General features: G+C 70.8%; 23 protein-coding genes. 7 read left to right on the top strand and 16 right to left on the bottom strand.

What is annotated here, in order from left to right; all coding sequences use genetic code 11:
* Nucleotides 1–147: 147 nt before the first annotated feature.
* The 3 genes from ACQPZW_RS46730 to ACQPZW_RS46720 form a co-directional block, all read right to left on the bottom strand.
* Entirely contained in the window at nucleotides 148–225 is a 78-nt protein-coding gene (locus ACQPZW_RS46730) for an Ms5788A family Cys-rich leader peptide (protein ID WP_311772860.1), read from the bottom strand.
* Nucleotides 226–294: 69 nt separating this feature from the next.
* Nucleotides 295–1083 carry an LmeA family phospholipid-binding protein gene (locus ACQPZW_RS46725; RefSeq protein WP_433792412.1) on the bottom strand — a complete coding sequence of 263 codons (789 nt, stop codon included), beginning with the start codon at nucleotides 1081–1083 and terminating at the stop codon, nucleotides 295–297.
* 87 nt (nucleotides 1084–1170) lie between these two features.
* Complete coding sequence (locus ACQPZW_RS46720; RefSeq protein ID WP_433792411.1) at nucleotides 1171–2175, bottom strand: hypothetical protein; 1005 nt, start codon at nucleotides 2173–2175, stop codon at nucleotides 1171–1173.
* A gap of 280 nt (nucleotides 2176–2455) precedes the next feature.
* Here ACQPZW_RS46720 and ACQPZW_RS46715 point away from each other — a divergent pair, with 280 nt between their 5' ends.
* The 6 genes from ACQPZW_RS46715 (at nucleotide 2456) to pstB (ending at nucleotide 8463) form a co-directional block, all read left to right on the top strand.
* Nucleotides 2456–3172 (top strand): winged helix-turn-helix transcriptional regulator, encoded by a 717-nt coding sequence (locus tag ACQPZW_RS46715; RefSeq protein WP_109595296.1) that lies wholly within the window; start codon nucleotides 2456–2458, stop codon nucleotides 3170–3172.
* 15 nt (nucleotides 3173–3187) lie between these two features.
* A complete protein-coding gene (gene mshD / locus ACQPZW_RS46710; RefSeq protein WP_433792410.1) occupies nucleotides 3188–4069 on the top strand; it encodes a mycothiol synthase in 882 nt (293 codons plus the stop codon).
* A gap of 235 nt (nucleotides 4070–4304) precedes the next feature.
* Nucleotides 4305–5399: a phosphate ABC transporter substrate-binding protein PstS gene (gene pstS, locus ACQPZW_RS46705; protein ID WP_433792409.1), complete on the top strand. Its 1095-nt coding sequence runs from the start codon at nucleotides 4305–4307 to the stop codon at nucleotides 5397–5399.
* A 40-nt stretch (nucleotides 5400–5439) separates the two neighbouring features.
* The gene (gene pstC, locus ACQPZW_RS46700; RefSeq protein ID WP_433792408.1) at nucleotides 5440–6513 is read left to right on the top strand and encodes a phosphate ABC transporter permease subunit PstC; all 1074 of its coding nucleotides are present in this window, start codon (nucleotides 5440–5442) and stop codon (nucleotides 6511–6513) included.
* A 73-nt stretch (nucleotides 6514–6586) separates the two neighbouring features.
* A complete protein-coding gene (gene pstA, locus ACQPZW_RS46695; protein ID WP_433792407.1) occupies nucleotides 6587–7672 on the top strand; it encodes a phosphate ABC transporter permease PstA in 1086 nt (361 codons plus the stop codon).
* Nucleotides 7673–7686: 14 nt separating this feature from the next.
* Entirely contained in the window at nucleotides 7687–8463 is a 777-nt protein-coding gene (pstB, locus tag ACQPZW_RS46690) for a phosphate ABC transporter ATP-binding protein PstB (protein WP_433792406.1), read from the top strand.
* Between the two features lie 279 nt (nucleotides 8464–8742).
* Here the strand turns inward: pstB and ACQPZW_RS46685 are convergent, their stop codons facing one another.
* Nucleotides 8743–9513, bottom strand: coding sequence for an NUDIX hydrolase (locus tag ACQPZW_RS46685; RefSeq protein WP_433797843.1), 771 nt, complete (start codon nucleotides 9511–9513; stop codon nucleotides 8743–8745).
* Between the two features lie 93 nt (nucleotides 9514–9606).
* Between ACQPZW_RS46685 and ACQPZW_RS46680 the strand changes: the two genes are divergently transcribed.
* Nucleotides 9607–10584, top strand: coding sequence for a Gfo/Idh/MocA family protein (locus ACQPZW_RS46680; RefSeq protein WP_433792405.1), 978 nt, complete (start codon nucleotides 9607–9609; stop codon nucleotides 10582–10584).
* 46 nt (nucleotides 10585–10630) lie between these two features.
* Here the strand turns inward: ACQPZW_RS46680 and ACQPZW_RS46675 are convergent, their stop codons facing one another.
* From ACQPZW_RS46675 to ACQPZW_RS46620, 12 genes are all read right to left on the bottom strand, one after another.
* Nucleotides 10631–11296, bottom strand: coding sequence for a GOLPH3/VPS74 family protein (locus ACQPZW_RS46675; protein ID WP_433792404.1), 666 nt, complete (start codon nucleotides 11294–11296; stop codon nucleotides 10631–10633).
* Complete coding sequence (locus tag ACQPZW_RS46670; RefSeq protein WP_433792403.1) at nucleotides 11293–13686, bottom strand: M16 family metallopeptidase; 2394 nt, start codon at nucleotides 13684–13686, stop codon at nucleotides 11293–11295. The genes ACQPZW_RS46675 and ACQPZW_RS46670 overlap by 4 nt, the downstream gene beginning before the upstream one ends.
* 34 nt (nucleotides 13687–13720) lie before the next feature.
* Nucleotides 13721–14617 carry a hypothetical protein gene (locus ACQPZW_RS46665; RefSeq protein WP_433792402.1) on the bottom strand — a complete coding sequence of 299 codons (897 nt, stop codon included), beginning with the start codon at nucleotides 14615–14617 and terminating at the stop codon, nucleotides 13721–13723.
* Nucleotides 14614–15231 carry a flavoprotein gene (locus tag ACQPZW_RS46660; protein ID WP_433792401.1) on the bottom strand — a complete coding sequence of 206 codons (618 nt, stop codon included), beginning with the start codon at nucleotides 15229–15231 and terminating at the stop codon, nucleotides 14614–14616. Before ACQPZW_RS46660 ends, ACQPZW_RS46665 begins: the two co-directional genes overlap by 4 nt.
* Nucleotides 15228–16190 carry an LLM class flavin-dependent oxidoreductase gene (locus tag ACQPZW_RS46655; RefSeq protein ID WP_433792400.1) on the bottom strand — a complete coding sequence of 321 codons (963 nt, stop codon included), beginning with the start codon at nucleotides 16188–16190 and terminating at the stop codon, nucleotides 15228–15230. Before ACQPZW_RS46655 ends, ACQPZW_RS46660 begins: the two co-directional genes overlap by 4 nt.
* A 16-nt stretch (nucleotides 16191–16206) precedes the next feature.
* Complete coding sequence (locus ACQPZW_RS46650) at nucleotides 16207–19194, bottom strand: ABC transporter transmembrane domain-containing protein (RefSeq protein ID WP_433792399.1); 2988 nt, start codon at nucleotides 19192–19194, stop codon at nucleotides 16207–16209.
* Nucleotides 19191–20081 carry an ABC transporter ATP-binding protein gene (locus ACQPZW_RS46645; RefSeq protein ID WP_433792398.1) on the bottom strand — a complete coding sequence of 297 codons (891 nt, stop codon included), beginning with the start codon at nucleotides 20079–20081 and terminating at the stop codon, nucleotides 19191–19193. Before ACQPZW_RS46645 ends, ACQPZW_RS46650 begins: the two co-directional genes overlap by 4 nt.
* Before the next feature lie 11 nt (nucleotides 20082–20092).
* The gene (locus ACQPZW_RS46640; RefSeq protein ID WP_433792397.1) at nucleotides 20093–21112 is read right to left on the bottom strand and encodes a methyltransferase; all 1020 of its coding nucleotides are present in this window, start codon (nucleotides 21110–21112) and stop codon (nucleotides 20093–20095) included.
* 67 nt (nucleotides 21113–21179) lie between these two features.
* Nucleotides 21180–21362, bottom strand: coding sequence for an LxmA leader domain family RiPP (locus tag ACQPZW_RS46635; protein ID WP_317789876.1), 183 nt, complete (start codon nucleotides 21360–21362; stop codon nucleotides 21180–21182).
* Between the two features lie 38 nt (nucleotides 21363–21400).
* Nucleotides 21401–21604: an LxmA leader domain family RiPP gene (locus tag ACQPZW_RS46630; protein ID WP_433792396.1), complete on the bottom strand. Its 204-nt coding sequence runs from the start codon at nucleotides 21602–21604 to the stop codon at nucleotides 21401–21403.
* A 151-nt stretch (nucleotides 21605–21755) separates the two neighbouring features.
* Nucleotides 21756–21938, bottom strand: coding sequence for an LxmA leader domain family RiPP (locus ACQPZW_RS46625; protein WP_317789878.1), 183 nt, complete (start codon nucleotides 21936–21938; stop codon nucleotides 21756–21758).
* A gap of 68 nt (nucleotides 21939–22006) precedes the next feature.
* Nucleotides 22007–22201: an LxmA leader domain family RiPP gene (locus tag ACQPZW_RS46620; RefSeq protein ID WP_433792395.1), complete on the bottom strand. Its 195-nt coding sequence runs from the start codon at nucleotides 22199–22201 to the stop codon at nucleotides 22007–22009.
* Nucleotides 22202–22260 lie beyond the last annotated feature (59 nt).

Raw genomic sequence — 22260 nt, 5'->3', positions numbered from 1 at the left:
CGCACGGAGAGAGCTGTTGTCGCACTCCGCGCGGACCCATCGGTGGGTGGGATCACGGGCTGCTGTGCGACGGCGCCACTGCCGGGCAAGTTGAGTGCCCTTGGCTTAGCTAGAGCTTCAGAAGGTGCTCAGCACGAGATGGCCCCGTCAGATGACGGGACGACACAGGCACGCGGCCACGCGGCACAGGTCGACCGCGCGCCTTTTCGTGAGCAACAGGCTCATGGGAAACGACCCTACCAGCGGGCCCAACTCTCGGAACAGGTCCGACCACGATCCGGGATCGGACGGTCGTCACACCCCGGCCGCGGCCAGGTTGACGTCGCTCGCTCCGAAGGTGACCCGCAGGCCCTCCGGGAGTGGCTGCAACTCCTGAATGACCAGGTTCAACGGCAGCTTCGGCACGTCCAGCTCGAAGGCCATCTGCTGGACGAACGCGTCGACCTGGGACTGGATCAGCGGATTGACCGTCAGACCCGGAGTGCTCACATCGGAGAAACGCACCTGAACCCTGCCGTCGACGACCTTGAGATCGGCCGAGGCGGACACCGGGAACTCCTGGGTCTGCGTGATCGCCAGCACCCCGGAGCCGACCAGCTTGCCGTCCTTCTCGGTCAGCTTCAGGTCCTTCTGGCCGGTCGCGTCGGCGAGGAGCCGGTAGTCGATGGTGCCGGTGCCGATGACCGTGCCGGCCACCACGTCGCCCTGACCGCGCAGGGCGCTCAGCGGGGCTTTCACGTCACGGGCCCGGATGTCCAGCAGATCCATCCGGACGGTCTCGCCGGTGCCGGTCTGCGCCTTGAAGTCGGGCAGCTCGATCCGGATCTCCTCGTACTTCCCGGCCACCACCTGGGTGAGGAACGGGACGCCGGCGATCGTGACCACCGGGCGGCTGCTCTCCGCCTTTTGGTTCGCCACCTCGGTGGCCACCTTCTCGGCGAGCACGTTCTCGGCGTAGGAGTTGCTGAACCGGTCGAGGAGCACGACCCCGACGATCAGGAAGACGAGCAGGGCCAGGAGCACGACCCGCAGCGTGCGCCCCCGGCGACGGCGGGGACGATCCGATCCGTACACCTCGGCCACTTTTCCTCCCGAATCACCCGGCTGCCCTGGGGAACGTACATGCCCGGGTCCATGGTTCAGCGAAACAACTCTCGGGCGACCGGTGTGTCAGGAGAGATACCAGTGCACCGAGAGATACGTGGCCATGGCGGTCAGCGCGAACCCCCCGAGCGGGCCCTGCATGTGCCGGGCCAGCCAGAACGTCGGCGCGTCGCCGGCCAGCCGGCGGCCGGCCTCGCCGAAGTTGACCGCCAGGTCGATCAGTTGCGCCGCCACCGCCGCGACCAGGCCGAGCACCGCGCCCTTCGTCGGGTCGAACGGCAGCACCATGTAACTGCCGAGCACGGCCGACGCCAGGGTGCCCAGCATGGCGCCGAGCACGACGCCGGTCGCGCCGCGCGGCACCTGAAGGGCGATCCGCGGCTTCGGGAACACCGCGTCGGTGAGCCGGGCGATCAGCAGCGCCACCCCGGCGCCGGTGCAGCAGATCAGGATGGCCGGAGCGCCGAGCGGCTCCTTGACCAGCGTGATCAGGACGGCGTAGGCCACCGCGCCGGACACGATGAGCAGCGTGGTCCGCCAGGAGTCCTTGGCGTGCTGCCGGTCCTTGACCAGGATCACCTGGGCGATCATCGCCACCGCGAAACCGGCGAGACCCGCCCACAACAGCGGCAGCAACTCGCCCGGCCGGCCGGTCACCGCCAGATAGTCGGCGCCCAGCGCGGTCGCCGCGACCACTCCGGCGGTCACACCCGCCGCCGGCGGCTGAAGCGCCATGATCCACGCGAGCAGACCGAGCAACTGCACCCCGAAGAGCACGATGGCGTACGACACCCGCGCTCCCGGCCCGGTCACATGACTGCCGACGATCAGTGCGACGGCGAGGAGCACCGCGAAGCCACCGATCGCCGCCGACAGTCGCGGCCGGACCGGAAGGATCGGGATGTCCTCGAACTCCTCCTCGTCCTCGGAGTCGGAGGAGGGCGCGTTCTCCTCGTCGTCCTCCGGGACGGCGCCGTAGAACCCGGCCTTGGGGCGGCCCGGATTCAAGCGGGCGACCTGCTGGGAGGCCTCGGCGTCCCAGGGGTCGTCGTTCGGCATAGAGGGAAACACGACTGCGATCGTGCCAGACCGGTGACCGTCGTCCCAATCGCTGCTGTGGGGGCTCGGCCCCTCAGGTAAAAGGCCGGTTACGAATCCGCCGTTCGGTCACCTACCGGGCGTTCGCTACATCACTTGCGTGGTCGACCTGGGTATTCGGGCTGATGCATCGGTTAAGGTGAGCGCAACCCACCCGTCGGTGACGCCGGGCCCTATTCGCCGGTGGCGGAGCCCCGTGGCTTTCGCAGCCGGGTCACCCGAGCGGCTCAACGCCGCGAGGACGGAGGTGAGTGTGGAGATCCTTCTGCTGGTCACGGCACGTGCCGGTGAGCCCTCTGCCGTTCTGCCCGCCCTGGACCTTCTCCCCCACTCGGTTCGTACCGCTCCGCGTGACGTGCGCACCCTGGTGTCCGGGCCGAGCCCCGACGCCGTTCTGGTCGACGCCCGCTCCGAGCTCTCGGAGGCGCGTGCCACCTGCCGCATGCTGCACGCCACCGGAATCGGCGTCCCCCTGGTCGCGGTCGTCACCGAGGCCGGCCTGATCGCGCTCAACGCGGACTGGGGCGTCGACGACGTGATCCTGGCGAGCGCCGGCCCGGCCGAGGTCGAGGCGCGGCTTCGTCTGGCGGTCGGCCGTCTCAACAACGCGACCGCCGGCGCCGGCGGCTCGATTCGTGCGGGTGAGCTCAACATCGACCCGGACACCTACGCCGCGAAGCTCAAGGGCCGTCCGCTCGACCTGACCTACAAGGAGTTCGAGCTGCTCAAGTTCCTCGCCCAGCACCCCGGCCGGGTCTTCACCCGTGACCAGCTGCTGCGTGAGGTCTGGGGCTACGACTACTTCGGCGGCACCCGCACGGTCGACGTGCACGTGCGTCGGCTGCGGGCCAAGCTCGGCTCGGAGTACGAGTCGATGATCGGCACGGTCCGCCAGGTGGGCTACAAGTTCGTGGTTCCGCCGTCCGGCCGCCAGCTGCCGGACAACGAGCCGGTCTCCCTCCCGGTCTGATCTAGAGTTCTTCCCATGACGAGTCGACAGCCGGTCCGTGCCACGGGCCGGCTGTCGTCGTCCGAGGCTGATGACGTGCTGGCGCTGGCCGCGGCCGCGGGGCACCTCGACGGCGTCTATCCGCTCTCCGAGGACGTCGTGCTGCGGGTTCGCGCCGACGTCCCCTACGAGGGTGTCCACCTGCTCTCCTATGCCGGTGACCGGCTGGCCGGCTACGCGTTCCTGGAGGACGGATCGGGCGAGCTGATCGTCCATCCCGACTTCCGGCGCGCGGGCGTCGGCACCGAGCTGCTGGCCGCCGCCGGCCCGGGCCCGTTGCGGTTCTGGGCGCACGGCGACGAGCCGGGTGCGGCCGCCTTCGCCGACCGCAACGGCTTCGAGCGGGCCCGGGTCCTGTGGCAGATGCGGCGCTCGCTGGTCGAGCCCCTGCCGGTGATCCCGTTGCCCGAGGGCGTGACGGTGCGTCACTTCCGGCCCGGCGCCGACGAGCAGGCCTGGATCGGTGTCAACGCCCGGGCCTTCGCCCACCACCCGGAGCAGGGCCGCTGGACCCTCGACGACCTGCTGAGCCGGGAGTCCGAGCCGTGGTTCGACCCCGCCGGGTTCCTGCTGGCCGTCGACATCACCGACACCCTGCTGGGCTTCCACTGGACCAAGGTGCACCCGGCGTCCGGTGACGAGCCGGCGCTCGGTGAGATCTATGTGCTCGGGGTCGACCCGTCCGGTCACCGTCGTGGTCTGGGCGCCGCGTTGAGCGTGGCCGGTCTGCGGCATCTCGCCGAGCGTGGGCTGACCGTTGCCGGCCTCTACGTCGACGAGTCCAACTCCGCCGCCGTGAAGCTTTACCGGGGGCTCGGGTTCGAGGTCTTCAAGGCGGACGTGAACTACAGCCGATAACGGCCCGGTAAAGCGATTGTCTCGCTGCGGTCACGACTGCCCGTAAATAACCGACATATCGGGTAGCTGGAGCGCAGTTCACTTAACGGACAACTGTATTCCGGGGGATGGCTACCTTTCGGCGCGGACCTGTTCACTCCCAGTTCATTTGCGACCGGGGATCCGGTCACTTCGCCTTCCTAGCTTTTCGGGTGTGGGCCGGTGAGAGACCGGCGGCAAACCCGAAGGGACAATCGTGAAGCTCCAGCGGTCCGGTTTCGTGGCCGGCATTGCTCTGACTGCGACCATCGCTCTCACCGCGTGCGGCTCGGACAACAACGAGCCGGCGGCCGGCGGCACGTCTGCTGCTCCGGGCAGCTGCGTCAGCGGCAGCCTGACGGCGCAGGGCTCCACCGCTCAGAAGAACGCCATGGACGAGTGGATCAAGGCCTACCAGCAGCAGTGCGGTAGTGGCACCACGGTCGACTACCAGGGCACCGGTTCGGGTGCGGGCATCGAGGCGTTCATCGCCGGCACCGCCGACTTCGCCGGCTCCGACTCGGCCCTGAAGGAGGAGGAGCAGCCGCAGGCCGACGCCAAGTGCGTCGGTGGCAAGGCCCTCAACCTCCCGATGGTCATCGGCCCGATCGCCGTGGTCTACAACGTCGAGGGCGCGGACGGCCTGCAGTTCTCGTCGGCCACCCTCGCGAAGATCTTCTCCGGCAAGATCACCAAGTGGAACGACGCGGCCATCGCGGCGGAGAACGCCGGCGCGAAGCTGCCCGACGCCAACATCGAGACGGTGCACCGTGCCGACGAGTCGGGCACCAGCGACAACTTCACCAAGTTCCTGAGCAAGACCGCCGAGGCCGACTGGACCTACGGCAACGCGAAGGCGTGGAAGGCTCCGGGCGGCACCGCCGTCTCCAAGTCGGACGGCATCGCCACCAAGGTCAAGGGCACCCCGAACACCATCTCCTACATCGAGATGTCGTTCGCGGAGAACCAGAGCCTGCAGGCCGCGAAGATCAAGAACGGCGCGGGTGAGTTCGCCGAGCTGTCCGCCGTGAACGCCGGCAAGACCTTCGAGAACGCCGAGATCAAGGGCAAGGACGGCGACCTCGCCCTCTCCCTCGACTACGCCACCACCACCCCGGGCGCCTACCCGATCGTGCTGGTGACCTACGAGATCGCCTGCAGCAAGGGCAGCGCCAAGGCCAAGGAGGTCCAGGCCTTCCTGAAGTACACCTCGAGCACCGAGGGCCAGAAGGAGCTCGGCGAGCTGGGCTACGCCCCGCTGCCGGAGACCCTCCGGGCCAAGGTCGCCGAGTCGGTCGCCACGATCGCCTGACGAACCCGCCAATCCCTCCGACACGACAGCGAGCGCGCAGATGGGTGACTACCCCTCCCGCTCGGTGAAGAACGCCACCGCCGGCGACCTGAGCGCGACCCCGCGTCACGCTCAGGGCGCCGGCTACGGCGCTTCTCCGAGTAACTTCGACGAGCCCCCGCGCGGTGGCGGTGGCGCACTGCCCAAGAAGGCCCGGTTCTCGATCGAGGCGGGCTTCCGCGGCCTGTCCACGGCCTCCGGTGCGATGGTGCTGGTCATCATCGTCGCCATCGCCGTCTTCCTGATCTCCAAGGCGATCCCCGCGCTGCAGGCCAACACCGGCAGCTTCCTGACCCAGTTCGAGTGGAACCCGAACGACACGCAGCCCTCGTTCGGTATCGCGGCGCTGGCCTTCGGCACCGTGCTCAGCTCGGTGATCGCCCTGATCGTCGCGGTGCCGATCGCTCTCAGCATCGCGCTGTTCCTGTCGCACTACGCGCCCAAGCGGCTGGCCACCCCGCTGGGCTTCGTGATCGACCTGCTCGCGGCCGTGCCCAGTGTCGTCTTCGGCCTCTGGGGCCGCGACGTCTTCCAGGCGCCGGTCCGTGACTTCTCGATCTGGCTCAACGAGTACTTCAGCTGGATCCCGCTCTTCGGTGGTGACGGCCCGTTCGGTCAGTCGGTCATGCTCGGCGGCCTGGTACTGGCGATCATGGTGCTGCCGATCGTCACCTCGCTCTCCCGCGAGGTCTTCCAGCAGACCCCGGGCATGAACGAGGAGGCCGCCCTCGCACTGGGCGCCACCCGCTGGGAGATGATCCGGACCGCGGTCCTGCCGTACGGCAAGCCCGGTGTGATCGCCGCGGTGATGCTCGGCCTCGGCCGTGCCCTCGGCGAGACGATCGCGCTGGCGCTGACGCTGAGCGTCGCCTTCAACATCTCGTTCAACCTGATCGAGAACGGCGGCAACTCGGTCGCCGCCAACATCGCGAACTCCTTCGCGGAGGCCAACGACACCGGCCGTGGCGCGCTGATCGCCTCTGGTCTGGTGCTGTTCGCGATCACGCTGGTCGTCAACATGACGGCGCGGGCGATCATCTACCGCCGTCGCGAGTTCCGGGACAGTGCCGCATGAGTGAGCGAAGCGAACGAAAAATCGAGCACAGCTCCAAGGCTCATGCCGGTGCGCAGCGAAGCGGAGTGTCGGCATGAGCCTGCTTGATCGTGAGGTTCCGGGCGTCGTCATGACGCCGGACAACATTCGCAGCCGGACCCTCCCGGCCGTCGTCAACCTGGGCATCGCCGTGGGTGCGTTCGTGGTTGCCGCCGCGATCGTGCTCGGCGCCGGGATCGGCAACTGGGTGCTGGTCGTGGTGCTCGGCGCCGCCCTCTACCTGGTCGGCCTGAACGTGGTGGCCGGCCGGATCGAGGGCAAGCGGGCCGCCCGCAACCGGGCCATGAAGGCGCTCATCTACTCGGCGTGCGTCCTGGCGATCCTGCCGCTCGCGTCGGTGGTGTGGACGCTCGTCTCCAAGGGTGTCGCCCGGCTGGACGGCGACTTCTTCGGCTCCTCGATGAACAACATCGGCGCCCGGGACCCGGAGGGTGGCGCCTACCACGCCATCATCGGCACCCTGGAGCAGGTCGGCATCGCCACGCTGATGTCCGTCCCGCTGGGCGTGCTCGGTGCGATCTACCTCGTCGAGTACGGCCGTGGCAAGTTCGCCACCACCGTCCGCTTCTTCGTCGACGTCATGACCGGCATCCCGTCGATCGTCGCCGGCCTGTTCATCCTCTCGTTCTGGGTGCTCATCGTCAGCCCGTGGTTCAACAACGGGCAGCCGCGCTTCTCCGGTTTCGCGGCGGCGCTGGCGCTGGCGGTGCTGATGCTGCCGACGATCGTCCGGTCCACCGAGGAGATGCTGCGGCTGGTGCCGGGCCCGCTGCGCGAGGGCGCGTACGCGCTGGGCGTCCCCCAGTGGAAGACGATCCTCAGCGTGGTCCTGCCGACCGCCCTGCCCGGCATCGTCACCGGCATCATGCTCGCCGTCGCCCGCGCGGCCGGCGAGACCGCACCGGTCCTGCTGGTCGCCGGTGGCGCCGCGGCGATCAACTTCGACCCGTTCGCCGGCAACCAGCAGTCGCTCTCGCTGTTCGTCTACCAGCAGGCCGGCGACGCCTCCCGCTACGCCCCGGACCGGGCCTGGACCGCCGCGCTCACCCTGGTGGCGCTGGTGCTGGTCCTGACCGTCGCCGCCAAGCTGCTCGCCCGCCGCAACAAACTGTCCCGGTAGAGAAGGTGTCATCCATGGCCAAGCGCATCGAGGCGAGCAACGTCTCCTCCTACTACGGCTCCTTCAAAGCCATCGACAGTGTCTCGATGACGGTCGAGCCGAAGACGATCACGGCTCTGATCGGCCCGTCCGGTTGCGGCAAGTCGACCTTCCTGCGGTCCGTCAACCGCATGCACGAGGTGCTGCCGGGCGCCCGCATCGAGGGCAGCCTCACGATCGACGACCAGAACATCTACGACCCGGACGTGGACGTCACCGCCGTCCGGCGCATGATCGGCATGGTCTTCCAGCGGCCCAACCCGTTCCCGACCATGTCGATCTACGAGAACGCGGTCGCCGGCCTGAAGCTCAACGGCGTCAAGAAGAAGTCGCTCCTCGACGAGGCGGCCGAGAAGTCGCTGCGTTCGGCGAACCTGTGGGACGAGGTCAAGGACCGCCTCGACCGGCCCGGCGCCGGTCTCTCCGGCGGCCAGCAGCAGCGTCTCTGCATCGCCCGCACCATCGCGGTCGAGCCGCAGGTCGTGCTGATGGACGAGCCGTGTTCCGCGCTCGACCCGATCTCGACGCTGGCGATCGAGGACCTGATGTTCAAGCTGAAGGACCGCTTCACGATCATCATCGTCACGCACAACATGCAGCAGGCCGCTCGCGTCAGCGACAAGACCGGCTTCTTCTCGATCGACAAGACCGGCGACCCGGGCCGCCTGATCGAGTACGACGACACCCAGAAGATCTTCAGCAACCCCACGCAGAAGAAGACCGAGGACTACATCACCGGTCGTTTCGGCTGATCAACACCCCTGCGTTCGAGCGCCGGTCCCGCATTCCGGGGGCCGGCGCCTCTCTTTCGGTACGGCCACCCCTCCCGCCGAACCACACCGTCCCGGACCACACTGCGACGCAGGCGAGTCTCCCGGCCGCACCGCGGCCGCCGGGCTGGGGCCTCGGGTCACCGGGAGCCGGGGAACCACGGAGACGCCCGTGCGGCGCGTTGCGGCCGGGAGTGGGCAGCCCCGTCGCGGGGTGGCTCCGGGACGGCGTGGTCCGGCGGGAGGTGCCGCTCGTACCACCTAAGGCAGATGAACGGTGACCTGGCCGTCCGCGGCGACCGAGATGCGGGGGTTGAGCGGCGTCGCCGCGTCGCGGTGTGCGGAAGCCGCCACCACGTCCGGGATGGTCGGGCAGGCGGCGATCTGGTCGAGGGTCCGGCGGGTGGGCGGCAGCATCGGGAGATCGCCGTTGTCCGCGCTGATCCACGCGGTGCCCTCGGCCTCGCCGGAGACGTCGCGGGCGGTCTGCGCCTCCGGGAGCAGCGCGGCGAAGAACCACGTGTCGTAGCGGCGCGGCTCGAAGTCCGGGGTGATCCATCGAGCCCAGGGGAGCAGCAGGTCGTCTCGCAGCCGCAGGCCGCGGCGGGCCAGCAGGTCGGTCATGGTGAGCTCGTGGCGGGCGACGGCGGCCCGGTCGGCCTCCCAGTCGTCGGTGCCGGTGGCCGTGACCGTCCGGTCGGGTTCGGCCAGCGGGCCGGCCAGCAGGATCCCGGCCTCCTCGAAGAGCTCGCGGGCGGCGGCGCCGACGACGGCCCGGGCCTGTTCGTCGGGGACACCGAGACGCTCGGACCAGTCGTTGCGGATCGTCGAGGGCCGGTCGGAGCGGTCGACGACGCCGCCGGGGAAGGCGTAGACGCCGCCGAAGACCATCGTGGAGGCGCGGCGCAGGACGTACACCTCGAAGCCGTCGCCGTGTGGGCGCAGCAGCACCACGGTGGCGGCCGGGCGGGCCTCGGCCGGTGGGCCGGTGAACTCCCGGGCGCGCTGTGACATGGCGGGCGGGAGCTGCATCGAGTCGGTCACCGCTCGATCCTGACACCGGACGGCGGTCAGGTCACGGACGATCGTGCCGCCGGGCGCGGTCCGGGCGATACGGTATCGATCATGACCGGAGAGAAGGTGCGCTGGGGGATTCTCGGCCCCGGCGGGATCGCCAGCACATTCGCCGCAGATCTGCCGCTGGTGGAGGGCGCCGAGCTCGCCGCGGTGGGCTCACGAAACCTCGCGAGCGCTGAGGCGTTCGCCGAGCGGCACGGGTTCGCCCGGGCGTACGGCTCCTACGCGGAGTTGGCCGCCGCCGACGACGTCGACGTGATCTACGTGGCCACACCGCACGCGTTCCATCTGGAGGCGGCGCTGCTCTGCATGGAGGCGGGCAAGGCCGTCCTGGTGGAGAAGCCGATCGCCCTGGACCTGCCGTCGGCGGCGCTGCTGGTCGAGGCGGCGCGCAGCAACGGCGTGTTCCTGATGGAGGCCATGTGGATGCGGTGCAACCCGGCCATCCGCCGGATCGCGCAGTTGGTCGCCGAGGGCGCGATCGGTGACGTCAGCGCGATCCACGCCGACTTCGGCCTGCAGGGGCCGTTCGAGGCGTCACATCGGCTGCGTGACCCGAAGCTCGGTGGCGGCGCCCTGCTCGACCTGGGCGTCTACCCGATCCACCTGGTCCACACGATCCTCGGGGTGCCGTCGTCGGCGCAGGCGTGGGCGCACCTCACGCCGGAGCGGGTGGACGAGAGCACCGGGGTGCTGCTCGGCTACGAGTCGGGGGCTGTGGCCGCGCTGACCTGCAGCATCAACGGCGCCAGCCGGAACGCGGCGTCGATCACCGGCACCGCCGGGCGGATCGATCTGCCGGTCGGCTTCTTCGTGCCGCGCTCGTTCACCCTGACCCGGCCGGACCTGGCGCCGGAGACGTTCGAGTTCCCGTTCGAGGGCAGTGGCTACCAGTTCGAGGCGGCCGAGGTGCAGCGTGCACTGCTGGCCGGCGAGCGGGAGAGCCCGATCGTCTCGCACGACACCACCCTCGAGGTGATGGCGCTGCTGGACACGCTCCGCGAGCAGATCGGCGTCACCTACTGACGGGCGGGTGCGGGAGGGGCGGTGGCCCCTCCCGCACCCCGCGAGATCAGGTCGCCGCGGCGGCCACGGCGGCCGCGTTCATCTCGACGTCGGTCCAGACCTGCTTGACCGCCTCCCGGACGGCGTCGTCGGCCGGGTTCCGCGAGACGATCGCGTCGGCCCGGGCCTTGAGCTCGGCCTTGTCACCGCCGACGACCTTCGGCAACGACTTCACCGAGTGCAGCAGAGCGATCAGCGAGGCGGTACGCGAGTCCGGCTCGGCCCCCTCGTGCAGCGCGGCGACCAGCGCCCGGCGCAGCGCGGCCTCGTTCTCGGTGTCCGCGGCGGGGAAGCTGGTGAGCTTGAAGATGCCGAGGACGCGGGACCGGTCGTGGCGCAGGATGCCCCGCTCCACCAGCCGCTCGATGACCGCCTTCCGGTTGCCCTTGACCAGCGCCGCCACGGCCTTCTTCAGGGTCAGCGGCTTCTCCGCGACGGTCGCCAGCGCGGCGTCGAGAAGCGGGTCGCCGGTCGGGGTGCGGTCGGTGACGATCGCGGCGCGTTTCTTGCCGTCACGGCCCTCCGGCTCGCCCGGAACCACCCGGCCGAGCCGGATCAGGTCGAGCAGGAGCGCTCCGGCGATCACGGAGTCCAGGTAGGTCTGGTTGATCACCGAGCGGCCGGTCTTGTCGTCGAAGACCAGCTGCAGGACGTCTTCAGCGAGAGTGCTCATCGTTCGGCTCCTTCGAAAGCGGGGGACAGGACGGATACGGATTCGGCGGGGCCATGTACCACAATGCACGATTCGGTCGAGCCGTACAGGATTCGGGCGGCCTCCGCCACCTCCTCGGCGGGCACCTTGCCGAGCAGGCCCGGCAGTCTTTGCAGCCAGCGGGCATCGCGCCCGCCGGAGACCAGAGTGGACAGCAGGTCGGCGAAGGTCGCCGGGCTGTCGAACGCGGCCAGCAACTGGGCCGCGCAGTATTCACGGATCGGATCGATCTCGGCGGCGGTGAGCGGCTCGTCGTGCAGGCGCTGCCGTTCGGCGGCCAGATCGCCGAGCGCGCCGGCCAGCTGATCGGGGGCGCAGTCGGCCCGGACGTACGCGCGGGCGAAGTCCCCGACCTGGTCCCGGCCGGTACGCGCGTGATAGTCACCGAGGATGGCACGAGCCGGGACACGCGCGTCCGGGCCGCCGCCGACCACCGCCGCGGCGAGGAAACGCGCCGCCTCGGACGGGCCGTCCTCCGGCTCGGCGACACTCACGGTGATGTGGGCGCGGGTCGCGCCGTCCCGGCTCAGAGCGAGGATGCCCGGCCGGGCGACACCGGGCCGCGGGGCCGGGACGGCGTCGGCCCGGTCCAGAACGGCCGCGACGTCCAGGACCGTCCGCGGGTCGGCGCCGACGACGGTGAGCACACCGGCGGAGAGCGGCGGGACGAACGGTCCGGGGCCGGGCGCACCGAGCCAGTGCCGGCGCAGCGCGGTGTCCATCTCGTGTTCCGGGCTCGGGGCGGTGACCGCGGTCGCCGGGCCGGCCGGGGTGTCCAGCACGGTCGCGAAGAGATCGAGCAGGCCGGCGGCACGGTGGCGGGGGGCGTACGCGCTGAGGTCGAGCCAGTGCGCGTCGGCGGTGACCGTGAGGGCGCCGCCGAGACGTTCGGCAAGCGGGGCGCGGGTGGTGGCGGAGCGGACCCAGGCGCTGACCGCGGCCGGCTCGTAGCCGCCGACGGGCAGTCGCAGGCGGGCCTCGGCGAGTGGCGCCCGGCCGTCCGGAGCGGCCACCACGTGCAGGCCACGGGGCAGCACCCGCTCGCGTACCGGGCCGAGATCGGGGGTGAGCTGCGGACCCGGCGCGGGCAGCGGACGCGCCTCCGGGCGGGGCCGGGGCGTCACGACCGCGGGGGCCACGACCAGACCGGCGTGCGGCCGGGTGGCGAGCCGCCGGGCGGTGGCGGCGACCGTCTCCGGGGTGAGCGCGGTGAGCGCGGCGGGGATCCGGTCCAGCAGGCCCGGGTCGTCGAAGAGCAGCGCGAACCGGCCGAGCGCACGGGCGTGCTCCCCGATGTCGGCGTGCTTGCGGTGGTGCTCGGCGACGATCAGCGGCACGACGTGGCGGACCGCGCCGGCCACCGCGTCCGGATCGCCCATGCCCCGCCACAGTGCCCGCAGGTCGTCGATCACCCGGTCCGGCTCGTGGCCGGGGGCCAGCAGGCCGGCGGTGATCAGCACGTCGGGCGTACGCGCGTCGAACCCTCCGAAGAAGCCGCAGCTCGCGGAGGGGCTGTGCAGGCCGAGCCGGGCGCCGTGCCGGGCGGTGATCCGGCCCAGCACCAGGTGGGCCAGGTAACCCTCCAGATCCTGCTCCGGGCCGGGCAGCGGGTGGCCGACGGCCAGGGCGGTGAGCGGGATGCCGGCGCGGGTCGTGGTGAGCCGGCGGTCCGCGGCCAGCCTCGGCGCGGGATTGTCCGGCACGGTCGGGACCGGGCGCGGCGGGATGTCGCCGAAGTGTCGTTCGACCAGGGACTCGACGTGGTCCGCGTCGACGTCGCCGGCCACGGTGAGGACGGCGTTGCCGGGCGTGTAGTGGGTGTCGAAGAAGTCCTCGACCCGGTCCAGGGTCACCTCGGCCAGACGGCTGGGCTCGCCGTACCCGTCATGCGCGTCGGCGTGCCCGTCGAAGAGCACCGACGGCAGCAGTGGCCAGGGGAAACCGCCGTACGGCCGACCCCGCAGCGCTTCGTCGATCTCGGTGCCGACGCCTTCGATCTGCTCGGCCAGCCCGGCAGCGGTGAATCGTGGCGACCGCATCCGGTCGGCCTCGGCGAACAGTGCCGCCTCCAGCGCGACCAGCGGTGTCACCTGGTAGTAGTCGGTGTAGTCCTGATGGGTGGTGCCGTTGGCCGCACCGCCCCAGCGCTTGATGTGGTCGTAGAAGCGGCCGTCGGGCAGGCTCGCGCTGCCCCGGAACATCAGGTGCTCGAAGAGGTGGGCCAGGCCCTCCTGCCCCGGGCGCTCGGAGCGGAAGCCGACGCCGTAGTGCAGGGCGATCCCGGTGCGCAGCGCGCCGGGCACGTGCACGATCTGAAGACGAAGACCATTGCCGAGGGTACGGGTACGCATCGAAACTGCCCTTTCTCAAGAGGGGGTCGGCGGCTCAGGAGGATTCGACGGCCAGCCCGACCAGGAAGGCGACGAACCCCGCGTAGTGGTCGAAGCCGGCTTGGAACCAGTCGACGTACGAGGCGATGTCGTGCACGTGCAGCAGGATCCGGAGGACGGCGATCATCGGCCAGTCGGGGCCGAGGTCGTGGCCGTACCCGTCGAGGAGCGCCTGGATCAGCCGCTGCCAGGAGGGGCCGTCCCCGCCCAGCTGCCACCGCAGCTCGACCAGCTCGCCGATCACCCAGCCGACGTCCATCCGCCAGTCGCCGACGGCCAGGTCCTCGCCGGTGAGCAGGACGTCGCCCTGCGCCGAGCCGACGATCATCGCGCCGAGCCCGGCGGCCCCGTGCACGAGGCCGGTCTCGCCGGCGGCCAGCCGCTCGTAGTGCTCGCGCACCAGAGCCCATCCGGCCGGTCCGAGGCGGCGGCGGATCACGGCCTCGGCGTATGCGGGATAAGCCTCCCGGTGGCGCCCGGACAGCCAGTCACCGAGCCGGTCCAGGCCGGGCGGGCGCTCCCCGGCCAGCGCGGCCGGAGCCGGCACCGCGTGCACGGCCCGCAGGAGCCGGCCCAGGTTGCGCACCGGCTCCACCAGCTCCGGCACCGGACCGTGGGCGAGCAGCACCTTGGCGATCGACTCGCCACCGTCCACGTAGTAGACCCGGGCGTCGCCGCGCGAGCGGGGCAGCGCCAGCCGCGCGTCGCCGGGGACCCGGATCCGGGCCAGCCGGCGGTGCAGACCCGGCTCCGGCGGCACGAACGGGCGCGGGGCCCGGGGGCCGGGCAGCCGGCGTCGCACGCCGATGCCGCCCGGTCCGCGCACCTCGGTGGTCCGCAGCAGTGCCGTGCCCCGCTCGCTCGCGTGCCGGGGCGTCGTGTCGACGCTCATGACGGCACCGTCCGCATCACCGGTGCGGCCGGCCGCAGCCGGTGCTCGGCGAGATGCTCCAGCACCTCGGGCAGCGGCGGCGGCGCCCACGCCTCGGCCCGCCCGGTGGTCAGGCTGACCCCCGTCTGCGGCGCCACCAGCACGATGTTCTCCCGGGTGGAGAGCGAGCTCCAATGTGCCCGGAAGGCGGCGCTGAACATCCCGCCGGGGGGCAGCGCCGGCGCGATCACGATCGGCGCCGTGGCGCACTGGGCGGCCAGCAGTGCCGGCGAGTCGGCCAGTCCCAGGGCGAGCCGGGCGATGAAGTGCAGGGTCGCCGGGTAGACGACGAACGCCTCGGCCCACTCGGCCAGCTCGACGTGGCGGGCCCGGTGCTCGTCCGGCGGCCACTCGTCGATGAGCACCTCGCCGTGGGTGCGCCCGGCCAGCGCGGCCCGGGTCACGAAACGCTGGGCACTGCGGGTCACCACGGTGGTGACCTGGATCTCGGGGTATTGGGTCCGCAGCCACGACACCCAGAACGGCATGCCCGCGGCGGCGGCCGATCCGGTGACCACCAGCACCAGTCGCTGGATGTCCAGTACGGGCGCCTGCGGTCCGGCGAGATCGGTCATGACGACACCTCCCTCAGTACCTTCTCCAGTTCCTCCAAAGCGGACTTCACACCGAACCGGGCGTACGTCGCGGTCGTGTTCAGAACGATCTCGTCGACTCCCGCGTCGGCGAACTCACGCAGCCGATCGGCGACGTGCCCGGAGGTCCCGGCGAGGAACGCCCCGCCCTTGAGGACCTGCTCCGCGGCCGTCCGCGGGTCCGAGGTGTCGACGTGGATGCCACTGCGGCGGAGCATGTCCCGGTAGTGCGGGAGCGACAGGTGACCGGAGTTGGCGGTCAGCACCGCGTCACGCGGGTCCGCCCCGTCCCGGTCCAGGGCGATCGGGACGATCGCCACCACCCGCGGCGTCGGCCGGCCGGCCGCCTCGGCGCCCTCCCGCAGCGCCGGGATCACGGTGTCCCTCAGGTACGACGCCGGCGTCAGCCAGGTGATCGCCACGTCGGCGGTCTCGCCGGCCACCCGTGCCATGCCCGGCCGGAGCACGCCCAGCCCCACCTCGACCGGCGGGCGGGGCACCCTGGTCAGCCGGGCCTTGCAGGTGAAGAACTCGCCGGGCGGCGGCGCCGGCTCCCCGTCGAGCAGTCCCCGGACGATGGTGACGTACTCCCGGACGGCCCGGAGCTGGCTCTGGTACGGCGCACCGAGCAGCCCCTCCTGCAGGACCTTGGCACCCGGCCCGAACCCGGCGACCACCGGATGGCCCATCGTGACGGCCAGGGACTGGGCCTGCATCGCGGCGTCGTACGGGTGACGGAACGGCATGAGCGTCACGCCCAGCCCGACCGGCATCCGGAACCCGCTGGCGGCCAGGTGGGTGAAGGTGTGGTGCGGCTCGTGCAGGGTGGCCTGGCCCTGCCACAGCCGGTGGGCGGAGCTCCACTGTGCGAAGGCGCCGAAGGGCAGCGCCTGCTCGGGTCGGGTGGGTGCGAACGGCATCAGGATGGAATAGGTGCTCATCGGTGTCCTCCCGAGGTCACGCGTGGGCCAGGGCTTGCGCGTCGACCAGTTCGGTGTAGCGCTCGCAGCGGTTGAGCAACTCGTGGTGGCTGCCCTGATCGGCGACCAGGCCGTTGTCCAGGACGATCACGTGGTCGGCCTGCCGCACGGTGGAGAGCCGGTGTGCGACGACCATGACCGCGTGGTCGGTGGACAGCTCGTCGACGACCTCGCGGAGCCGGTGCTCGTTGACGCCGTCCAGGTGCGAGGTGGGCTCGTCCAGCAGGATCAGGCGGGAGCCGGAGAGCAGCGCCCGGGCCAGGGCGAGCCGCTGGCGCTGGCCGCCGGAGAGGTCGAACTCGCCGCCGAGGACCGTGTCCAGCCCGTCCGGCAGGTGACCGATCTCGTCGAGCAGTCCCACCCGGTCCAGGGCGGCCCGCAGCTCGGCGTCGTCGGCCGGGCGTTCCGAGCCCAGCGTCAGGTTGGTACGGATGCTGTCCGGCAGCAGGGTCGCCGCCTGGTCCACATAGGCGATCTCGGCCCGCAGCCGGTCGAGCCGCCAGTTCTGCACCGGCTCGCCGAAGAGCGAGATCACGCCCCGCTCGGCGGAGAGGAAGCGCAGGATCAGGTTCAGTGCGGTGCTCTTGCCCGACCCGGAGAGGCCGACGACAGCGGTGAGGCCGCGGGACGGCACGCTGAAGGAGACGTCACGCAGGACGGGCCGTGCGTCGTACCCGGCGGTGACCTGGTCGAACTCGACCGCGGCGGCGGGCGTGACCGGTCGGGGCGCCGTGGCGTCGGTGTCGGCGTCGGTGCCGGCCAGATCGTCGCGGTCCTCCCGGGGCAGGGCGAAGATCTCGTCGAACCGCTCGCGGGCGGCCAGGCCCATCTGCAGGCCGGTCACCCCGGACGCCGCCATCAGCAGCGGCGCGGCGAGCTGAAGGAGGTAGAGCAGGAAGGAGACGAAGGTGGCGAGGGTCAGGTGGCCGCCGAGCAGCCGGGCGCCACCGCCGATGACCACCGCGGCGAGTGCGATCTGCTGACCCAGGTTGATCACCGGGACCATCAGCGACTCCATCCGCGCGGCCTTGATCTCCAGGTCACGTAGCCGGGCGGCGCTCTCGGCGAGCTGTTCCGCGACGATCGCCTCGGCCCGGTTCGACTTGATCACGGTGATCGCTTCGATCACGCCGACGAACCGCTGCACGAAGCCGCCGACCTCGATCTGGACGTTCTGGTACGTACGGCGCAGCCGGCGCACCACGACCACCACGATCGCCGCCGCCACCGCGAACGCGGCCAGCGTGACCAGCAGCAGGACCCAGTCCAGGAAGCCCATGATGATCAACGTGCCGAGCAGGGTCACCCCGGCCATCGGCAGCTGGACCGGCCCGATGTCGATGAGGGCCTTCAGCCGGGCGGCGTCCATGGTGAGCCGCGCGGCGAGGTTGCCGCTGCCCTGGCGGCGGATGTCGGCCATCCGCAGCCGCAGCGAGTGGTCCACGGTGCGGACCCGCAACCGGTAGATCAGCTGCTGGCCCATGCGGCCCAGCAGGAAGGTGGCCAGGGCTCCGGCCGCGGCGGTGCCGAGGCCGGTGGCGATGAGCAGCCCGGTCAGCCCGAGCAGCGCCTCATCCGACTGGATCGCCGCGACCAGCCTGCCGACCAGCATCGGTACGGCCAGCGACGAGCTGGTGGAGACGAGAACCAGAATCGCGATCAGCGCCACCTGGATCCCGCGGCCGCGGGTCAGTTCCCGGAGAATCTTGAGCCGTTCGGGCATGACGACGGTCCTTCCTGTGTGAGGGGAGTCAGTGCCGGGCCGCGCGGAGGGCCTGGCGAACCTTGATGACGCCGCCGTACTGGAGAAGCCCCCGGTGTAGACCCGGCTGCCGATGGCGAGCAGGACCCCGACGGCGGCCACGGTCAGCGCCAGAGCGACGGCGACCTGCCAGAACGGCACGGAGCTGTAGGCCATGCGGACCGGCATGGCGGCCCAGGAGAGTCCCGGGATCATGGAGACCACGGCCAGCGCCGGAGAGGCCGGCGCCGTGATGGCGAGGATCGGGCCGATCGTCGTGGCCATCTGGATCATGCTGACCGGACCGGTGACGTGGTTGACGTCCTCCTGGCGGGAGGCGAGCGAGCCCGCCACCGCGTAGAGGGTGACGAAGAGCAGGTAGCCGGGGATGAACCAGAGCAGCACGTTGAGCGCGGTGCCGAGGATCTCGGCAGGCGCGGTGAACAACCCGGCGACGGTCGCGCCGACCAGGGCGAGGCCGAGCATCACCGAGATCTGCACCAGGGCCGCCACGCCCAGCCCGAGGATCTTGCCGATCAGCAGCTGACGCGGGGTGACCTTGGCCAGCAGCAGCTCGACGATCCGGCTCGACTTCTCCTCGGCGACACCCTGGGCGATGCCGAGGCCGGCCATGAACATGAGCAGGACCAGGGCGATGACCGCCACGCCGGCGGTGATGGTGCGTTGCTGCACCCGCGCGGCGTCCGCGTCCAGAGCGGTCACCCGCATCGCCGGCAGGGCGACATCGGCGGGTGCGGCGTTCAGCGCGCGGAGACGTTCCTGATAGGTGACGGTACGGAAGGTGTCGGCGAGGGTACGGCCGAGGTCGTCGGGCAGTTTGCGCAGCACCACGATCTCGTCGCCGATGATCGCCACGTCCGCCCTCTGCTCACGGACGGCCGTGCGGACAGCCTCGGCGTCGGGCAGCTCCGTCACCGGCAGTTGTGCCCGCAGCGCCTCGGTGAGCGCGCCCTGACCGGCCAGTACCGCCACGGTGGGCTGCTCGGTGTCCCGGTCGAGCAGGGTGGTGAGGCCCAGGCTGATCGCGGCCAGCATGACGGTCGCCAGCAGCGAGGACCAGAAGTTCTTGTTGCGCAGCTGCTGGGAGATCTCCCGGCCGGCCACCGCCCGGATCAGCGCGAGCGTCCGGGCGCGCGGCGGCGTCGTAGTGGTCGAATTGGAGGTGGTCACGTGGACCGTTTCAGTACGGACGTCGATGCTCATGCCGTCACCGCCTCGCGGAAGATGTCGGACAGGGAGGGGTTGCGCCAGCCGAAGTGCTCGATCCGGCCCAGCCGGCGGACCGCGTCCAGGACGTCGTCCGGATCGGTGCCGTCGGTCAGCTCGAACGAGACGAGGCCATCGTGGTCGTCGACGCGCCGGACCCCCGGCACGTTCTCCGGCCAGCCCGCCTCGGCGCCCTGCAGGGAGATCTGCAGCAGCCGCCCGGCGACCTTGGCGCGCAGCTCGCCGACGGTGCCCTCGGCCACGATTCGGCCGCCGCGGATGATGCCGATCCGGTCGCAGAGCCGGTCGACCAGGTCCAGCTGGTGGCTCGAGAAGAGCACCGGGATGCCTTTGCGGGCCTGCTCGAGGAGCACGTCCGCCATCGCGTCGACGGCCACCGGGTCCAACCCGGAGAAGGGCTCGTCGAGCACCAGCACCCGCGGCTCGGCCATCAGCGCGGCGATCAGCTGGACCTTCTGCTGGTTGCCCAGCGACAGTTTCTCCAGCGGGTCCTTCGGAGCCATCACCACGCCGAGCCGCTCGATCCACTCGGCGGCCCGCCGAGACGCCTCCTCAGGACGTACGCCGCTCAGCTTCGCCAGGTAGACGAGCTGGTCGACGGGACGCATCTTGGCGTACAGCCCACGTTCCTCGGGCATGTAGCCGATCTGAGCCCGCAGTTCGGCGTCGATCGGCCGGCCGTCGATGGTGACCGTGCCACTGTCGGCGGGATGCACCCCCAGGGCGATGCGCATCGCGGTCGTCTTGCCGGCGCCGTTCGCCCCGCAGAATCCGTAGAGCTCTCCGGGACGAACCGTGAGGCTGAGCTCGTTGAGAACCCGCTTGGGGCCGAAGCTCTTGACCACTCGATCGAAGTTCAGCATGGTGTGGCTCCTCAGGCGAGGGTGAACTCGAGCAGCGAGCGCACCTGGGTCACCGGTCCACGCCAGCTGACGCGCAGCCCGGCGGCCTCACCGAGACGCTCGAGCTGTTCGACGCTGCGGACCGGGGCGGGCATGGTGGCCCGGAGGTAGAGCTCGAAACCGGCGGTCTCCAGGCTGCCCGTCACGCCGACCGGCAGGTTCACCTCGGCGAGCAGCACCTTGCCGCCGGGGCCGGCCGCCTGGCCGCAGTTCCGGAGGATCGTGATTGCCTGCTCGTCGTCCCAGTCGGCCAGGATTGCGGAGAGCAGGTACACGTCGGTGCCGGTGGGCAGCGGCTCGAAGAAGCTGCCGACCACGGCCTCGGCCCGGTGGGCCAGCCCGGCGTCGGCGATGGCGCGGCCACCGACCTCGGCGACGTTCTTGAGGTCGAGCAGACGGCCGTTCAGGTGCGGGTGGCTGCGGAGCAGCTCGATGAGCAGCGCTCCACCGTGGCCGCCGACGTCGGTGACGCTGCGCACGGCGGACCAGTCGTAGCCCTCGACGATGATGCTCGCGTCCCAGCCGATCGGGTTGCGGGCGTTGAGCTCGAGAGCCTCGATGAACTCGGGGTTGTGGTTGATGTCCTGCCAGTAGCCGGCCCCGAAGACGGCGGCGTGGCTGGGCTGGCCGGTGCGCACGGTGTGCAGGACGTTGACCAGGGCCAGGTCCTGCCGGCCGAAGAGGCCGTCCATCCTGAGCAGACCACGGATCCCGGACGGATCGGTGTCGAGCAGCGGCTCGCCGAGCGGCGCGAGGGAGTAGGTGCCGTCCTCGGCCCGGTTCAGGATCTCCAGCCCTGCCAGCCGGCGCAGCAGCATGTCGAGCAGCTCGGGGATCGTGCCGGTCACTTCGGCCAGCGCGTCCGTACGGTTGACTCCCGCGGCGATGTGATCCGCCAACCGCAGGGTGGCGGCGGCCCGGATGATCGACGGGGTCAGGAGGTCGGTCAACGATCGGAGACGTTCGTGGTGGGTGAGGGTGGTGGTCGACATCTCTTCCGTCCTTGGGGTTCGGGCGGGGTGCGGCCCGTGCGGGCCGCACCCCGTGCCTGATGCTGCGTCAGCAGCCTTCCGCGATGGTCTTGCCGGAGAACTGGCTGACCATCCAGCTGGCGGTGGCGGCGGCGGCGCAGGGAGCGGTCGTCGCGGGGGCCTCCGCGGCGGCCGCCACGTTCAGCTCGTCGGTCTCGCTGTAGACGAGGTAGCCCTCGATCAGCTCGCTGAGGTTCTCGTTCTTCTCCATGGGTCTCCTTCTCTCGTTCTCGAACAGGTGGGGGCTCGTCAGCAGACGAACTCGTAGGTGGCGCCCGAGACGGCGCTCGCGCCGGCCGCGCACCAGGTCGAGCTGGCCACGGAGGCGGCGCAGACCGGGGAGGTGGCGGGCGCGTCGGACGCGGCCGACAGGTTGAGCTCGTTCGCCTCGGCGTAGGTCTCGTACTGCGCGACGAGGTCGACGATCTCGGTGTTCTGGGTGTTGTTCGACATGGGGGATTCCCTTCGGTGATGGATCGACAGCTCCCGTTGAGCTGACGACAGAGGGTGCGTGTACTCGCCCCCTGTACTCAGCTCATCGGCCGGGCCCGGCCGGGCCGGGTGGTGGCGGCGGCGGACCGCCGCCCCACCCGGGGCCCGTGGCTCAGCAGCCCTCCGCGATGGTCTTGCCGGAGAACTGGCTGACGATCCAGCTCACGCCGGCCGCGCCGCAGGGGGCGCTGGTGGCGGGAGCGTCGGCCGCGGCCGAGACGGCCAGCTCCTCGGCGCCGGTGGTGTAGGCCTCGTAGTTGGCGACGAGCTCCATGACGGTGTCGATCTGCTCCATGGGATTTCCTCTTTCTGTGTTGGGTGTTTTGTGTCGGTTTACTGGGATGGGAAGGGGTGGAAAGCTCGTCAGCAGACGAACTCGTAGGTGGCGCCCGAGACGGCGCTCGCGCCGGCCGCGCACCAGGTCGAGCTGGCCACCGAGGCGGCGCAGACCGGGGAGGTGGCGGGCGCGTCGGACGCGGCCGACAGGTTGAGCTCGTTCGCCTCGGCGTAGGTCTCGTACTGCGCGACGAGGTCGACGATCTCGGTGTTCTTGTCCATCGTGGACTCCTTTCATATGGGTTTGAGCGGAAAACAGGGGATGCGTACACTCGTCCCCT

Source organism: Actinoplanes sp. CA-252034 (assembly GCF_050956125.1).
Taxonomy (GTDB): Bacteria; Actinomycetota; Actinomycetes; order Mycobacteriales; family Micromonosporaceae; genus Actinoplanes.
Note: the sequence above shows the minus strand (reverse complement) of the source record. Positions and strands in the feature narration are given on the sequence as shown.

Bases quoted from the DNA above. Each gene is read 5' to 3' on its own strand.
- ACQPZW_RS46730 (WP_311772860.1), bottom strand. From the start codon at position 225: ATGAGCCTGTTGCTCACGAAAAGGCGCGCGGTCGACCTGTGCCGCGTG.
- mshD (WP_433792410.1), top strand. From the start codon at position 3,188: ATGACGAGTCGACAGCCGGTCCGTGCCACGGGCCGGCTGTCGTCGTCC.
- pstC (WP_433792408.1), top strand. From the start codon at position 5,440: ATGGGTGACTACCCCTCCCGCTCGGTGAAGAACGCCACCGCCGGCGAC.
- pstA (WP_433792407.1), top strand. From the start codon at position 6,587: ATGAGCCTGCTTGATCGTGAGGTTCCGGGCGTCGTCATGACGCCGGAC.
- pstB (WP_433792406.1), top strand. From the start codon at position 7,687: ATGGCCAAGCGCATCGAGGCGAGCAACGTCTCCTCCTACTACGGCTCC.
- ACQPZW_RS46685 (WP_433797843.1), bottom strand. From the start codon at position 9,513: ATGCAGCTCCCGCCCGCCATGTCACAGCGCGCCCGGGAGTTCACCGGC.
- ACQPZW_RS46680 (WP_433792405.1), top strand. From the start codon at position 9,607: ATGACCGGAGAGAAGGTGCGCTGGGGGATTCTCGGCCCCGGCGGGATC.
- ACQPZW_RS46675 (WP_433792404.1), bottom strand. From the start codon at position 11,296: ATGAGCACTCTCGCTGAAGACGTCCTGCAGCTGGTCTTCGACGACAAG.
- ACQPZW_RS46670 (WP_433792403.1), bottom strand. From the start codon at position 13,686: ATGCGTACCCGTACCCTCGGCAATGGTCTTCGTCTTCAGATCGTGCAC.
- ACQPZW_RS46665 (WP_433792402.1), bottom strand. From the start codon at position 14,617: ATGAGCGTCGACACGACGCCCCGGCACGCGAGCGAGCGGGGCACGGCA.
- ACQPZW_RS46660 (WP_433792401.1), bottom strand. From the start codon at position 15,231: ATGACCGATCTCGCCGGACCGCAGGCGCCCGTACTGGACATCCAGCGA.
- ACQPZW_RS46655 (WP_433792400.1), bottom strand. From the start codon at position 16,190: ATGAGCACCTATTCCATCCTGATGCCGTTCGCACCCACCCGACCCGAG.
- ACQPZW_RS46650 (WP_433792399.1), bottom strand. From the start codon at position 19,194: ATGAGCATCGACGTCCGTACTGAAACGGTCCACGTGACCACCTCCAAT.
- ACQPZW_RS46645 (WP_433792398.1), bottom strand. From the start codon at position 20,081: ATGCTGAACTTCGATCGAGTGGTCAAGAGCTTCGGCCCCAAGCGGGTT.
- ACQPZW_RS46640 (WP_433792397.1), bottom strand. From the start codon at position 21,112: ATGTCGACCACCACCCTCACCCACCACGAACGTCTCCGATCGTTGACC.
- ACQPZW_RS46635 (WP_317789876.1), bottom strand. From the start codon at position 21,362: ATGGAGAAGAACGAGAACCTCAGCGAGCTGATCGAGGGCTACCTCGTC.
- ACQPZW_RS46630 (WP_433792396.1), bottom strand. From the start codon at position 21,604: ATGTCGAACAACACCCAGAACACCGAGATCGTCGACCTCGTCGCGCAG.
- ACQPZW_RS46625 (WP_317789878.1), bottom strand. From the start codon at position 21,938: ATGGAGCAGATCGACACCGTCATGGAGCTCGTCGCCAACTACGAGGCC.
- ACQPZW_RS46620 (WP_433792395.1), bottom strand. From the start codon at position 22,201: ATGGACAAGAACACCGAGATCGTCGACCTCGTCGCGCAGTACGAGACC.